We start from the raw sequence: 15,224 nt of genomic DNA on the forward strand, positions 1-15,224 counted from the left end.
ATAAAAGAAACTTGTTAAGGTTGTTGCAATTGTATTTTTTTTCAGAAATAAACTTGGTTTTATGTAATGGAATATTATTTTTCATACATTTGCATAACTAGTTATGTAATTAATTATATTATGGAATTTTTTAATAAAGTAGGCAAAGTGGCATTAGGAAGCCGATTGCGTTTAATGACCACAATGATAACCGATGATGCAGCCAAAATTTACCAGCTTTACGGTACAGAGTTTGTCCCAAAATGGTTTCCGGTGTTTTATTTACTTTCAGAAGAAAGAGAAATAACCATTACCGAAATTGCCAACGAGATAGGACATTCGCAGCCATCGGTAAGTAAGATTGTTCAGGAAATGATTGCAGCAGGATTGGTTCAGGAAAGCGAAAAAGCCAATGACAAACGTCGGAATATAGTAGTCTTAACCCAAAAAGGGAATTTACTCTCGAAAGAAATAAAATTGCAATGTATAGATGTAGAAGCCGCCGTAGAAGAACTTATAGAAGAATCAAATCATAATTTATGGGCAGCGCTAGAAGAATGGGAGTTTTTATTAGAACAAAAAACATTGTTTAAAAGAGTTAACGATCAAAAGAAACTACGAGAGAGTAAAGACGTGCAAATTGTTCCGTACGAAGATTGTTATCAAACCGCTTTTAGAACTCTAAATGTAGAATGGATTTCGACTTATTTTAAGATGGAAGAAGCCGATTATAAAGCATTAGATAATCCAAAAGAATATATTCTGGATAAGGGCGGAAAGATATTTGTGGCACTCTATAATAATGAACCAGTAGGAGTTTGCGCATTGATAAAAATGAATGATCCCGATTATGATTATGAGTTGGCAAAAATGGCAGTTTCACCCAAAATACAAGGAAAAAGTATCGGTTGGTTACTAGGTCAGGCAGTGGTAAATGCAGCCAAAGATTTAGGCGCTTCGGCAATTTATCTAGAGAGTAATACCATCCTAAAACCAGCCATTAATTTATACCATAAACTAGGATTTAATAAAGTAGTAGGACGAGCAACTCCTTACGAACGTTGTAACATTCAGATGGAGCTTAAGGTTTCTTAAAAAGGTACTGAGGTTTTTTAAAAAGGTGCTGAGGTTCTAAGGTTCTAAGGTGCAAAGGTTTCCTATTGGGATGTTTAAAAAAGGCTCAGAGGAAAAGGTTCAAAGGTTTTTTATCGATGTGTTTAAAATCCGTTTTTATCCGCGCTTTCGCGAAAGCGAATCTGTATCATCCGCGTACCTTTATCAGCATACCATCATAAGCAATTAAAAATATGAAAGCAACAATCAATCATAATCCAGAATACCCTCAAGAGATATACATTATCGGGAATGGAGTAATTGCAAAAGCTTTGGCTGTAGCATTAACCATTAACGGTAGGAAAGTAACAATCCTTAGAGGAAGCATTGATAATATGCCTGCTTATACAAAAGGTATCGAAGTAGAAATAGAGGATAAGATACTACATGCTGATATAACAATAAGCGCGATAAGCAATTATGAAACGCTCGACGGAATAATATTATTGACTAATAAATCATTTGGAAATGCTGAACTTGCAGATAAGCTTAAAGCAAAAGCAAAAAAAGCTCCTATCGTTTTTCTTCAAAATGGTTTACATATAGAAAACAGTTTTATTGATAGCGGATTTACTCAACTTTATAGATGTGTATTATTGGCAACAAGCCAATCAGTAACAGAAAATAGAGTACGATTTAAACTAGTTGCGCCATCTCCAATAGGAGTAATAAAAGGATCTGATACAGTTCTTAAAAATATAGTAGATACTCTCAATACAACGCTTTTTACATTTCGTAGTGAGGCAGATATACAAACTGTGATTTGGAAAAAAGTAATTAGCAATTGTGTTTTTAATTCGATATGCCCATTATTAGAAACCGATAATGGAATTTTTCATCGTAATGATGCAGTTCTTCAAATTGCAAAAACAGTTGTTGCCGAATGTTTAATTGTTGCCAAAGAATATGGTATTGAACTGACTATGGATAGCGTTTTAGAAAATATTCTTTTTATAAGTAAAATGTCCGATGGACAGAAAATATCAACTTATCAGGATATCCTAAATAAACGAGAAACCGAAATTGAAACGCTTAATTTGGCTATAGCCAAAGCTGCTCTCATAAACGGAATTACCGATGTACGAACTACAGCTTTATTGGGAGAATTGGTAAAAATAAAGTCAGAACTATCAAGAAGTTTTGGGGAAGGTGCTGAGGCGCTAAGGCTCTGAGGTTCTGAGTTACAAAGGTTTCTTAAAAAGGTACTGAGCTACAAAGGTGCAGAGGTTCAAAGGTTTCCTATTGGGACGTTTAAAAAAGGCTCAGAGGAATTGAGTAGCAAAGGTTCAAAGGTTTTCTTATCAATGCGTTTAAAAATTCTTTTAATCAGTAGCAAAAAGAGAACGCAGATAAAACGGATTTACTTCGTAAAGACGCGGATAAAAACAGATTTTTAAAATAATCCCGAAGTCTCGGGAGAAAATCCGTGTTTTTCCGCGTTTTCGCGATAGCGAATCAGTCTTATCCGCGTACATTCAATCCTTTGTGCACTTTGCGGTTAAACTTTCTCCAGTATGCAAAAAAGCTCCAAGACTATATCTAGGAGCTTTAATTTATTTGGGAATTCTATTTTTATTTATCTACTTTAATAAAATTTCCCTGTGTATCAAATACCAGTTCGGTATCATTAGATAATTCTACTTCGATAGTTGTTTTTTCTTTATCAATAGATGTTACAAACAAATTGGCATAATTTGCTACCACATAAGCATTGATTTTTTCTGGAATTAATGCAGTAGGAATTGCTTGGTGATTTCCATCGATTTCAACCCAGTTACCATTAACATCAAAATCTATTTCAAATCTATTCGAAAGACTAACATCATAAACAGTACCGTCTGAACTTGGCTTGTTTTGTTTTTCAGCCAATCTAATGGTTGCATTTGGGAAATGTGTACTAATTAATGTTTTTGCAGTTTGCGGTAAATCCGTAGGGTTAATAACGACTTCATTGTGGTTGTCTCCATCATGATCTATTCGGACAAAATCTCCTTGAGGAGTAAAAACTAAGTCTATACCATTAGAAAGTTCGATATCGTATTTAGTCTTTTCATTTTCAATTTGCACAATAAACAAATTAGGATAATTGGCAGTAACATACGCATTAATTTTCTCAGGAATTAAAGCAGTAGGTATAGCTTGATTTCCTCCATCTATTTCAGTCCAGTTCCCATTGGCATCAAAATCTATTTCAAAACCATTTGTAAGCGAAATATCATAAACAGTTCCGTTTAAACTAGGGGAGTTTAGCTTTACTGTTGATTTATAAGATGCATTAGGAAAATAGGTTTCTTTAAATGTTTTTGCCGTAGCAGGAAGAGCAGTTGGTTCGATTGTAGTTATATCATTACTGATAGCATCGTCATTACTATCACAAGAAGCTACAGAAAGTAAAATTGATAGCGCGATGAAACTTGTTAAAAATGTCTTTTTCATAATTATAGTATTTAATAGGTTAAACGTTTATTTCGTCTTATTATACTGCAATAGTATTACCTGAATCTGGAAAGATTTAGGAATATTCCTATTTTAATAAAAAGAAATATGAGGGCTACTAATTTTTATTAACGATATATTTTTAAATAAATTGTAGGTTGTTTGTTTTTAACTATCTGGTTGTTATTGCGTTATGTTTTTTTTTTTTCTTATGTAAAGTTGAGGTTTAAGTAGATTCATGACTAAAAAAATAACCGCAAAGTTCACAAAGGTTTTAAGAAAGGCTCTAAGGTACTGAGGCGCAAAGGTTCAAAGGTTTCCTATTGTTACGTTTAAAAAACCTTTTAATAGGTGGCTAAAAAAGAACGCGGATGATACGGATTTACAAAAGTAAAAACGCGGATAAAAACAGATTTTTAAAAACTATCCCGTAGCCTCGGGAGAAAATCCGTTTTTTTCTGCGTTTTCGCGATAGCGAATCTGTATCATCTGCGTTCCTTTTTTTTACCATGATGATTTAATCCTTTGCGGACTTTGCGTATCCCTTTGTGACCTTTGCGGTTAAATTTTCCCAGTATGATGCAGTTTTGTTTTTATTTGTCTATTCTTATAAAATTGCCTTTAGAGTTAAACTCTAATTCCAGACCATTACTTAAATTTACTTCATAGCCCCAAGTACCTTTGTCTATTTTGGTTATTATAGTATTTGCAAAATTTGATTTTACATAAGACACAATGTTTTTAGGAATTATAGAGATAGGTATTTCGGCATGATTACCGTCAACTTCTTCCCAATTTCCTTTTGCGTCAAATTCTACTTCGATATTATTTGCAAATTGTACTTTATAATCTTTAGAGAACGTTTCTTTATCCTCTAGTATATAAGTAGGTTCTTGTCCTGTAAAATGTGTTTTTAAGAAAGTTTGAGCTTTAAGAGGCAATGCAGTTTTTGTAATTACTGTTTTTTGTGCATTTGCCGAAAGGCTAAATGTTAATCCTGCAATTAGGCATGTAAAAAGGTTGAAATTCGTTTTCATAATTGTTGTTTTTTAATTCTGATACAAGTGTATAACCTGAATTAGGAAACAATTAGGAAAGTAAATGGAATACTATTTTTTAGGGAAATTAATTTTGAATTGGTGATTACCAGTAAATAAATATTCGATAGTAATCGAGTAATTATTTATAATAGATTTTACAATGGACAAGCCTAAACCGGTAGATTCATTTGTGGTGGTATGACGATAAAATCTGCCGAAAATAGCTTCGGAATTCAACGGAGAATTATTTCCGCTGTTCGAAATTATAATTTCATTTTTATTAATTATAAAATTTACAAAACCATCAGGATGATTATGTATTAAAGCATTTTTTAATAAATTACTAATTAATGCAATGGCTAAGCCTTTGTTCATTATAAAGAACAAGGTGTCATTTTCGGTAACATTTATTTTTATTTTTTTAAATTCAGCCAAGTCAGCATAATCTTCTGTCAATACCAAAATTAGTTCATTAAAGTTGACATTTTCTTCTTCCGAATATTGTTGATTTTCTATTTTGGATAACATCAATAACGATTTATTCAACCTTGTTAAGCGCGTTAAAGTATCGGTTATTTTTCCTATTTCCATCATTTGTTCATCAGGAAGAACAGTATTCTCTGCAAATAATTCGAGTTTGTTAATGCTAATTGCTAGCGGAGTTTGTAATTCATGAGAGGCATTCTCTATAAATTGTTTCTGACTAGAATAAATAGTCTCATTACGATTCAGCATTTTCTCTACTTCTTTGGCCAAAACATTAAACTCATCGATAGGAGAATCTATAGGTTTTAAGTGGCTGCCAGTTCCTAGTTTAATTTCTTTAAGATTATCTAAAATGATATGAAACGATTTCCAGATTCTTTTTAGTAACAAATGATTTACTGCCAATATGCTAATTACGAGCATAACATATAAACCTATTAAAGCCAGGAATAGATCTTCGAGTAAGTCATCTTCTTCTACAATAGATGCTTTTATGATTAACTCATGAGGATTGCCTTTATCATCATTAAAAATAGTTTTTAATGTTCTAATTGGTTCGTTATCATTATCATATTCCATGAATTCCTTAGAAGTAGTAAATTCATCCTTTCGAGAATAATCACCTTTAGGAAGTGGTTTTATTGTAAACTTATTGATACCAAATTCAGGAGAATTTAATAGTTTTTTGTCGGCAAAAGCATGACGGATAATAATGATTTTAGAATTCTTTAAATCATCATCAATATTATCATGTACTTCATCTAAAATTAGCATATAAAAAATCCCCGCCCAAATTGGTATTACAATAAGAAGCGTAAGTGCCAGATAGCGAAGTGTATAATTTTGTAATTTCATTAATTCATTTTATAACCAATTCCGTAAACTGCCTGAATATCAATTTCAGCATCACTATCTTTTAGTTTTTTGCGTAAATTTTTAATCTGCGAATATACAAAATCCAGATTGTCAGCCTGATCCGTATGGTCACCCCAAACATATTCGGCTATTGCAGTTTTATTAATTAATCGGTTTGGATTTATTATAAAATAGTAAAGTAAATCAAATTCTTTTCTGTTTAAGATTAGTTCATTATTATCTATAGTTACAGTGCGTTGCTCAGGGCAAAGCGTTACGTTTTTCCAAACAATTAAGTTGTCTCCGTTATGATTGTTTCTACGCAGTGCCGATTTAATTCGGGCATGTAACTCTGATAAATGAAAAGGTTTACTCAAATAATCATCAGCGCCTAAGTCTAGCCCTTTTACTTTATCATCGACAGCATCTTTTGCCGAAATAATGATAACAGCGCTTTGTTTCTTCTGGTTTTTTATTTCCCTCAGTAAGTCCAGACCATTACCGTTAGGAAGCATAATATCTATTAAAATGCAATCATAATCGTAAGCGCCTAGTTTGTCTAGACCAGAGATATAATCATGTGCAGTTTCTACAATATATTTCTCTTTTTCGAGTGATTGTTGCACAACTTCACGTAAACCAGCTTCATCTTCTATTATTAAAATTTTCATGTTACCTGTTTTATGTAATTCAAATGTATGAATACGAATTCAAAATAAAACTTGGTTTCTGGAAACATTTAGGAATAAACGAAGTTTGCATTAAATAATTTATTTTAAAAAAGGCTAAATACAAAAATTGATGTATTTAGCCTTTTTATAATTGGTATTTTAAACTGTTGGTAATCTCAGCGTTTTATTATCTACGACCTCTAAAACCGCCGCCACCGCCGCCTAATCTGTTTCCGCCACCTCTCTGAAAGTTTTGCGTTTGTGCTTCACCTCGTTGTCGGGCAAAATCCGAATGATTAAGTCCTTCTATAGTATTCGCATGACCAGGATCACCTAGAGATCTGTCTGGAGAACCAAGTGTTTGCGTTGGTCTCTGGATATTATTATCACGTTGAATATTACTATTATCGCGTTGCACATTACTATTATTACGTTGCGCATTATCACGCTGTACATTATCGCGTTGTGTTTTATCTCCAGAATGTTGTGTTGATCCTAAAGTACCAGCCTGAGACCATCCGCCATTACCATTATTATAATGACTCCAGTTGCCATTACTATCTTTTTTATAAACGTGGCCATCATGTCCGGCATAAAGATTATTGTTAGTGTGTACCGTAGTTCCTCCGCCTCTGCGGTGAGTGATTACACCTTCTTTACCACCAGAAGTTTGATAACCTACTACAGTTCCTTGTCTTGTAGTAACATGACCAGATTGTACCCATTGGTGACCATTAGATGCTGCCGAATGTCCCCATTGCGCATAAGCGTTATGACCTTGTTCCGTTCTTCCATAATTTCCTGTCCAAGGATTATAACCACCAGCTACAGTACGTCCGCCATACCAGCCTTGTACACTAGCTGAGCGGCCATATCTTCCGGTAGCAGGATTATACCAAGCAGATGTTCCTATAGATCCGTAAGGACCATAAGCGGCTCTTCCTGCAGCCCAACCACCTGTCCAGGGATTATAAACCGCTCCAACACCATAAGTACATGGCCATGGGCGATATACAGGATAAATTCCGGGTCCATAATAAAGATAAGGTGGGTAGTAAAAACCAGTTCCATAAGTAAGTACAGATCCTATTACAGCACCTACTATAAAAGCACCAAAATATCCTGCAGTCGTACTACTTTCGACAGTTGTTTGGGTAGAATTTGTTTGCGTAACATACGTAACGTTATAAACAGGTGAACTAGGCGGAATAGAATAAATTTCTTTAGGTACAGAATCGGCTACTTTCCAAGGTCCATTAGGAGTTGTAGACATAAACCATACTGCCTGAAAACATAAATAATATAAATCGCCCACCTTTATTACCTTTTCCTGCGTATTACTTGCGTATTGTAAGGATGTCCCTTGTATAGGTTTAAACTGTGGAGTTCCGTCGTAAACAACTTTTGCTTTAGCTTCGGCATCGGCTTTTTTTACAATAGCGGTTGTAGGAACTTGAGATAGCATTACTGCATCCGAGGCTTCCTGAGTTCCGGGAATAGAAGCTAATACATTTGCTCGAGGTGAATTTTTAGGGATTTTTGTAAAATCAGCAGGTAAATTATTTGTAGCATAACTCCATGGACCAGTAAGTTCTTTAGAGCGAAACCATCTGCCTGATAATAATACATAATATTGTCCATCACCTTCATCGGCAAAAACATCATTATCAGTATTTTCAATGTATATTAATTTCGTTCCGGGTATTTTAACAAATTTTGGAGTTCCATTTATAGCAATAAGTTCAGCAGGTTTATCACTAAAGAAAACTTGCAAAGAAGTATTAGTTGCTGGCGGAGGAATCATTTTTTTGACTTCATCAAAGTTTTGTCCCGCAGGTAAATTGCTCATTTCTTTAGGCAGAGAGCTTGTTTTTTCCCATTTGCCCTTTAAATCAGTAGTTGTAAGCCAGACATTCTCGACTAATAAATAGTATTTCTTACCCAATTTATCAAAAAACAAATCCCAATTTGTATTTACAACATAACTTAGATTTGTTTTTTCAATCGGAACCAAAACAGGATCACCCTGAACCATCAATAATATAGAAGGGCTTGTACTGTAAAAAATAGTTGGAGGATCATTTTTAACGGCTACACCTTTGGTAGGAGTTTTTGTTTTACTTAAATCAGCCATTATACGATCTATAGAAATTGGATCACTTCCTTTAGGGATTAATTCTTTAAATAGTTTTTCCATTTGTGGAACTAGTTTTTCATCTAGTGCAGGAAATCGAATATCGGTAACTTCTAGATTTCTAAAAAATACGCTTCTAGTATCCTTATCTACCAAGGTTCCTGCTTTTAGAGAAGCTACACCCAGCACTTCTTTGCCATCTTTAGGAGTTAAAGCAAATGCAATTCGTGCTGTTATTTCTTTAAAATCTTTCCAATCGTCTACCTGAGGTTGGTAGTAAACAAGTTTTGCATCGTTGTTTGTTACTTCACGAGGCCAACCTTTATCGATTGTATTAGTAGAATCTGAGGTTGAAGCATTTTCTGCTTGAGATTTTTTATCCTCTTTATCTTTTTTACAGGAAAAAGAAATTAAGAGAAAACTAAACGCTATTACTATTAAAAATGTCTTTTTCATAATTTTAGATTATATCTGATAAAATTAAGTTGGCACACATTAGAAGCCTAATATTTAGTAGTTTAGTCTGTTTCATATTTTAAAATGATACGAAATGCTTTCTTTATAGTTTGTAATCTTTAGCTTTTTAGGATTTAAATCACTGTATATGAATCTAAAGAAAAGTATAAGATGTTTGTTTTTAGATTGTTATATGGTTGTTTCTGAATCGTATTTATATGAATTTTAGGCAAAAAAGATGAAGTTGAGGTAAAATAGAATAAGAGAAATTCGGTGTTTTTAATCATAAATATTCTTTGATAAAAAGCACCAAAATTATACTACGATTTATATATTGAATTTGTAAGTAGAATAAATTTATTAAGTATTATTTTTATGCCTCAAAAGCTCTTTTTTATGAAGTAATAAGGAAGATTAATTTTCGTTCTATAATACAATGAAATCATACGTTACTTTTTTTCTTCTTTTTCTTTTTCCCTTTTTTTGCAAAGCGCAAATTGATACTACTTACGTTAAACCTTTTGAAGATAAACTTTCGGTAAGAGGTTATTTATCTATGAAATTCATTTCGATGGATCAGGAAATAAATGGTGAGATTAAAAAATTCATGCCCAATACGCCTATGAATTTAGGTTTTGGAGTTTCTGTAAACAATACCATAATTAATTTGAGTTATGGATATGGTATGGATTTTATGAAAGATAAAGAAAAGGGAAGAACCAAAGCATTAGACTTTCAAATTCATAACTATGGACGAAAGTTTATAATAGATCTTTTTATACAAAAGTATAAAGGGTTTTATACTGCCGATAGCAATGATAAAAACATACAATTATATCCAGATTTAAAAATTGAGCAATATGGAGCATTTGGGCAATATGTTTTTAATAATAAAAAATTCTCCTATAAAGCTGCTTTTAATCAGAATGAAAGACAATTAAAATCGGCAGGAAGTTTTTTACTTGGAGGAGGGGTTTATTTTACAAAAATAGGTTCAGATAGTTCTTTTGTACATAAGGATAAGAACTCCTTACGTAATTTTCAGTTTGGAGTAAGCGGAGGTTATGCTTATACTTGGGCAATTAATAAAAGATGGTTTGCCAGTGGCTCTGCAACTATGGGAGTTAATTTTGGTACTGAAACAATAAATGATTTCGGTAAAAAAAAGATAGAAGTATATCCCACATTTTTTCCGAGAATGGCAATAGGGTATAACAAAGAAAAATGGTCACTCGGATTGTCTTACGTTAACAACCTTATATTTTCTTCTTTTTCAGATAATGATAATGGTAGTAATATAGGTCTATCTTCGGGAAATTTTCAGATTGCTTATATATGGAGGTTTGATACTAATCCCTTTTGGGGAAAGAAGAAAACAAATTAAGTTGTAAGAGTATAATATTGCTATCTATGTTTGAAGTACTGATTTGATTAATTTCACAGCTCTAACAATTATAGTATTGCTAAAAAGCTCATATTATTCAATAAAATTATTTAAACCATATAAGTGATTTAAGTAAATATAAGCATGACTAACTAATTAGCCTTAAACTTAAATGAACTTAAATCACTTACATAGTTAACTTTTTAGTTTTATATAGCTTAATTATTATTTAAACTTCATAAGGTATTTTGCTACAGCTTCATAAGCTGGTAGAGAGTATGGATCGTTTGCGGAGTTTGCTGCAACAGGGTTAGATGCAAAACGTACAATAACCATATCAGCTTTTGGATCTATATAAATAACTTGCCCATGTACTCCACGAGCACAAAATGCACCATTATCATTATTAGTTATCCACCACATATTTCGGTAGCTCCATCCTTTTAAAAGAGAATAATTTGCTTTGGCAAATGCTTTTTTATTACCTCCTTTTTTTATGTCATCAATAGCCGATTTTGGAATAATTTGTTGGTCGCCCGATTTTCCGTTATTCAAAAATAACTCACCAAAACGTGCCATATCTCTTAAACCTAAATTATAACCACCGCCAGCAAACGGAGTTCCTACGGCATCTACAGAGTAATATCCATCTTGTTCAGTTCCTAGTTTTTTCCATATTTTTTCGGATAAAACTTCGGCAATGGATTTTCCTGTAACTCGGGCAATAATCCATCCTAAAACATCGGAGTTTACGGTTTTATAACCAAAAGCGTCTCCATGAGTTCCTTTTTTCTTAACTGTTGGTAAGTATTCGTAATAGGTTTTTGGACCATTGTAATCCTTAGGTTTTGGTAGCGGATTACCAGCAGCCGAAAATTTCCATATTTCGGCATTAGGATCAGCATAATCCTCGCTAAATTGTAAAGCTGTAGTCATATCCATTACTTGTCTTACAGTTGCATCTCCAAAAGCCGAATTTTGTAGTTCCGGAATATATTCAGAAACAAGTTTGGTAGGATCGATAAGACCTTCTTCGGCTAGCATAATTCCAAGAGTACCCGTAAAAGATTTGGTAACAGACATGGCTGCATGTTGTCCATCGGCGGTTAATGCTCCAAGATATTTTTCATATACAATCTTTCCGTGATGCATAATAATTACACCATCGGTATATACTTTTTGTAAAGACTCTTCCCAAGTAATTGTTTTTTTCTCGTTTAGAGGTTTAAATTTAATTTGATCAATATCACTTTTAATACTTGTTTCTAATGAGGTTGAGTTTTCTAAACCACGAGAAACATTTACAGTTGGCATAAATTGACGCATATGTGCTACGCTCCATCTTAATGCTGGAAACTGAAAAAAACTACCATCATCAAAACGTACAAGACGGTCTGCAGGTGGTGGAGAACCTACCATCCAACCCATTTTTATAGGATCACTTTGTTCAGCATCTAGAAATTTATTTTTGTCTTGAGCATTACTAATAGTACTCGATAATAACATTGAACAGGAAAATAATACACTGGAATAAAAATAGATTTGTTTCATATTTGTCTTAATTGATTAGCTAATGGGTAATGAAAATAGAATGTAGAATGAATTATTTTTCAGCTTGTTTTTGGAAGTTGGTTTACTGAAAAAATAAGAATTTACGCTAAGTTAAGAACTTAATTTTAAAATGTTAAATTTTATGGGAATATAATTTTTACAAGATGGAAATATAGCGATTACTCGAAAGCTGTTTTTTGGAGATGAAAAACCTTCGTTTTGTTCTGGAATTAATAAGATTATGATTATTTTAAATGCATCATAGAAAACCTCTGAGCCTTTTTTAGCCACAGATTAAAAGGATTAAAAAAAAAAATTTTCACGCAGATTCGACAGATTTAAGCAGATTTAATTTAAAAAATAGTTATAAATAAATCTGCGCTCATCGGCTTAAATCTTTTTTAAATCTGCATGAGAAAAATTTATCCATTCGGGATAAAAGGATTTTTTTAGCACATTCGGAGAAACCTTTGAACCTTTGTACCTCAGAACCTTAGTCCCTTAGCCCCCTCTTGTTAAAAAAACAAAAACTAATCAATGCTAAAATCCATACTCCAAAACCTCCGTATAAAAGGATTAAGTCAAAACCATGAGCGAGGGCATCGTGTACGATTTGTCCTGATGCGTCTAATGAAGTTAGTTCAGGAAAATCTTGATGGAGAGAAGAGAAGTTTCCAGCGGCTATTTTTTCGGCTAACGAACGTAATGTTTCTTGATTTAGAGATTTAGAAAAGGCGGTTGATAAATGTGAAAAGATTCCTTCGACTAGTATAAAACCCATTAAGGCAATATTTATTGATAATGAAATCATTCTTGCACTCATGTCTATTCCCGAAGCCATTCCTGCTCGATTACTCGATACAGAACTAGTTGTAGTATTAGTTACGGGTGTGTTGGTTAAACCTAGTCCAATACCTGCTAAAAGGGAACCCGGAAGCATGGTGAGCCAACTAGGATTTTCTGCCACGGTACCATATCGCATAATTATAAAGCCTAATCCTAATATGAATAATCCTAATGGGATTACGATTCCTGAACGATAACGAACGGAAAGATATTCTGCCAGCGGAGGAATAATTAGCGTAGGTAGGGTATAGGCGAGTAATGAAAGTCCTACTGTTACAACATCGTAACCCAAACAGCTTTGGAAATAAATAGGCAAGTAAATTATAAACGGCCAGAAACTAAAATTCATACCAATTGAGCCAAAGATAGCACCAGTGAAATTGCGAATTTTAAATACCGAGAAATCAAACATGGGATGAGGGTTTGTTTTCTCGACCCATATAAAAAGTATTAAACTTATTATTGTGATAAGGATAATTATTAGTGCAATAGGACTAGTGAAGCCTAAATCTGGTCCTTGAGTAATATAATAAGTAAGCCCAAAAATAGATATAGATAGTGTAGTCATTCCCCAAATGTCTAATTTTTTGGCTTGAGGATCTTTAGATTCGTTTACATTGCTATAAACCAGGATAGCTGCAATAATGGCTATCGGAACGTGTATCAGGAATACCCATTCCCAAGATAATAAGGCAGTAATTGAGCCACCAATAATAGGCCCGAATCCTAATCCGACTCCCAGAATTATTCCCCAGATGCTAAAAGCTCTGCTGCGTTCTTTTCCTTCTTGAAATTGATAAGATAAAGTAGCTACTTGGCATATAAGCATTGCGCCACCACTTACTCCCTGAAAAAATCGGCTTATAATTAATACAGTTACATTTTGTGCTAAACCGCATATTAGGGATGAAATACCAAACAAAATTAAAGTGATGATAAGAATGCGTTTTCGACCATATCGATCGGCCAAAGTTCCTGCTGCCATAAGAACTGCGGTACAACCAATAGTATAAATATTCATTATCCATTGCATATCACGGAGGTTGGCATTTAAGACTTTTTCGAGGGTTGGGAGAATTACCGGAACACTCGAAATCTCTAGTGAAAACATTAATGTGGCTAGACAAATGGCAATTAAGGCAATTGTATTTTTGGAGAGTTTTAATTTTTGCGTCATTTCTTATATTTTTTATATTTAGCAAAAATAAACTGAGTATGATTTATATTTCAGTACAATTTTATGATAAAGAGGTATCTTTGCAAGATGAGAAAAGAAAACATGCATCAATCTGTAGAGGTAATTTATAAGAAGGTTAATGAATGCCCAATTGGAAATTCACAATTCAGCTTTTTTCAGATGGTTTATGTTATTTCTGGTAATGGATTTTTTCATATTAATGGGAATTGTATCTCGTATCAGGCTGGGAATTTAATGTTGCTTACGCCAAATGATTATCATACGTTTGATATTGTTACTACTACAGAATTCTTATTGGTTAAGCTTAATAGTGAGTATGTACGAGATTATAAGTCGAAAAGTATCGATCATATCGAATGTATATTGCATTATGCAAGTCATTTATCTGGTTGTATTTTAAAACGCAAAGAGGATGAATTCCTTGTTAAATCTATAGTAGAATCCTTGATACAGACTATAGAGAGTAAGGATGTTTATGATGAGGATTTAATTATTCATTATGTAAATGCATTAATCGTAATTGCAGCAAGAAATATTGATAAAATAAAACCTGTTGGGATAAAGGAAAATGCCGATAAGAAGATTCTGGATATCATTAATTATATTCAGGCTAATATTTTTTGTCCTCAAAAATTAAAAGCTTCGGTGATAGCGGAGAAATTTGATATATCTGACACGTATTTGGGAAGTTATTTTAAGAATCATTGCGGGGAAACGATTCAGTCTTTTATCTCAAATTATAAGATTAGATTAATTGAGCATCGATTGAGTTTTAGCGATATGCGAATTAATGAAATTGTAGATGAATTTGGTTTTTCTGACGAAAGCCATCTTAATAAATTCTTTAAGAAACACAGAAGCATTAGTTTAACTGGTTATAGGAAGGCTAAAGTTTTGATGAATTAATATGCTTTAACTATGACTAAATTGTTTTTTGCCACAAATTACACGAATTTTTACGAACAATGATAATGTGGAAATATAGGTGGTATAATTAATTTTAATACATAGAAACATAGATCTTGTATTTTAAAAAAGGCGTTTCACTTATTTAAAATGCATATAGCCTAGCTAT

The 15,224-nt window shown here is 33.1% G+C and carries 11 protein-coding genes; 4 read left to right on the forward strand and 7 right to left on the reverse strand.

Going from position 1 to position 15,224, the window contains the following annotated elements; translation table 11 throughout:
- Nucleotides 1-120: 120 nt before the first annotated feature.
- Complete coding sequence (locus IW20_RS22120; RefSeq protein WP_035627708.1) at nucleotides 121-1,074, forward strand: bifunctional helix-turn-helix transcriptional regulator/GNAT family N-acetyltransferase; 954 nt, start codon at nucleotides 121-123, stop codon at nucleotides 1,072-1,074.
- A 212-nt stretch (nucleotides 1,075-1,286) separates the two neighbouring features.
- Entirely contained in the window at nucleotides 1,287-2,264 is a 978-nt protein-coding gene (locus IW20_RS22125; protein WP_051886109.1) for a ketopantoate reductase family protein, read from the forward strand.
- A gap of 400 nt (nucleotides 2,265-2,664) precedes the next feature.
- Here the strand turns inward: IW20_RS22125 and IW20_RS25630 are convergent, their stop codons facing one another.
- The 5 genes from IW20_RS25630 to IW20_RS22155 form a co-directional block, all read right to left on the reverse strand.
- Nucleotides 2,665-3,528 (reverse strand): PepSY-like domain-containing protein, encoded by an 864-nt coding sequence (locus IW20_RS25630; protein ID WP_051886111.1) that lies wholly within the window; start codon nucleotides 3,526-3,528, stop codon nucleotides 2,665-2,667.
- Nucleotides 3,529-4,121: 593 nt separating this feature from the next.
- Nucleotides 4,122-4,565 carry a PepSY-like domain-containing protein gene (locus IW20_RS22140; protein ID WP_035627712.1) on the reverse strand — a complete coding sequence of 148 codons (444 nt, stop codon included), beginning with the start codon at nucleotides 4,563-4,565 and terminating at the stop codon, nucleotides 4,122-4,124.
- Between the two features lie 72 nt (nucleotides 4,566-4,637).
- The gene (locus IW20_RS22145) at nucleotides 4,638-5,909 is read right to left on the reverse strand and encodes a sensor histidine kinase (protein WP_035627715.1); all 1,272 of its coding nucleotides are present in this window, start codon (nucleotides 5,907-5,909) and stop codon (nucleotides 4,638-4,640) included.
- Nucleotides 5,909-6,580: a response regulator transcription factor gene (locus tag IW20_RS22150; protein ID WP_035627717.1), complete on the reverse strand. Its 672-nt coding sequence runs from the start codon at nucleotides 6,578-6,580 to the stop codon at nucleotides 5,909-5,911. Before IW20_RS22150 ends, IW20_RS22145 begins: the two co-directional genes overlap by 1 nt.
- A 187-nt stretch (nucleotides 6,581-6,767) precedes the next feature.
- Nucleotides 6,768-9,170: a hypothetical protein gene (locus tag IW20_RS22155; RefSeq protein WP_035627720.1), complete on the reverse strand. Its 2,403-nt coding sequence runs from the start codon at nucleotides 9,168-9,170 to the stop codon at nucleotides 6,768-6,770.
- Nucleotides 9,171-9,606: 436 nt separating this feature from the next.
- Here IW20_RS22155 and IW20_RS22160 point away from each other — a divergent pair, with 436 nt between their 5' ends.
- Complete coding sequence (locus tag IW20_RS22160) at nucleotides 9,607-10,554, forward strand: DUF4421 domain-containing protein (protein ID WP_035627722.1); 948 nt, start codon at nucleotides 9,607-9,609, stop codon at nucleotides 10,552-10,554.
- Nucleotides 10,555-10,779: 225 nt separating this feature from the next.
- Here the strand turns inward: IW20_RS22160 and IW20_RS22165 are convergent, their stop codons facing one another.
- Nucleotides 10,780-12,105 carry a serine hydrolase domain-containing protein gene (locus IW20_RS22165; protein ID WP_035627724.1) on the reverse strand — a complete coding sequence of 442 codons (1,326 nt, stop codon included), beginning with the start codon at nucleotides 12,103-12,105 and terminating at the stop codon, nucleotides 10,780-10,782.
- Nucleotides 12,106-12,598: 493 nt separating this feature from the next.
- Nucleotides 12,599-14,128, reverse strand: a complete 1,530-nt coding sequence (locus IW20_RS22175) for an MFS transporter (RefSeq protein WP_035627729.1) — start codon at nucleotides 14,126-14,128, stop codon at nucleotides 12,599-12,601.
- Nucleotides 14,129-14,215: 87 nt separating this feature from the next.
- Here IW20_RS22175 and IW20_RS22180 point away from each other — a divergent pair, with 87 nt between their 5' ends.
- Nucleotides 14,216-15,055 carry a helix-turn-helix domain-containing protein gene (locus IW20_RS22180; protein WP_035627732.1) on the forward strand — a complete coding sequence of 280 codons (840 nt, stop codon included), beginning with the start codon at nucleotides 14,216-14,218 and terminating at the stop codon, nucleotides 15,053-15,055.
- The last annotated feature ends 169 nt before the right edge of the window (nucleotides 15,056-15,224 follow it).

This window comes from Flavobacterium hydatis (assembly GCF_000737695.1).
Classification (GTDB): domain Bacteria; phylum Bacteroidota; class Bacteroidia; order Flavobacteriales; family Flavobacteriaceae; genus Flavobacterium; species Flavobacterium hydatis.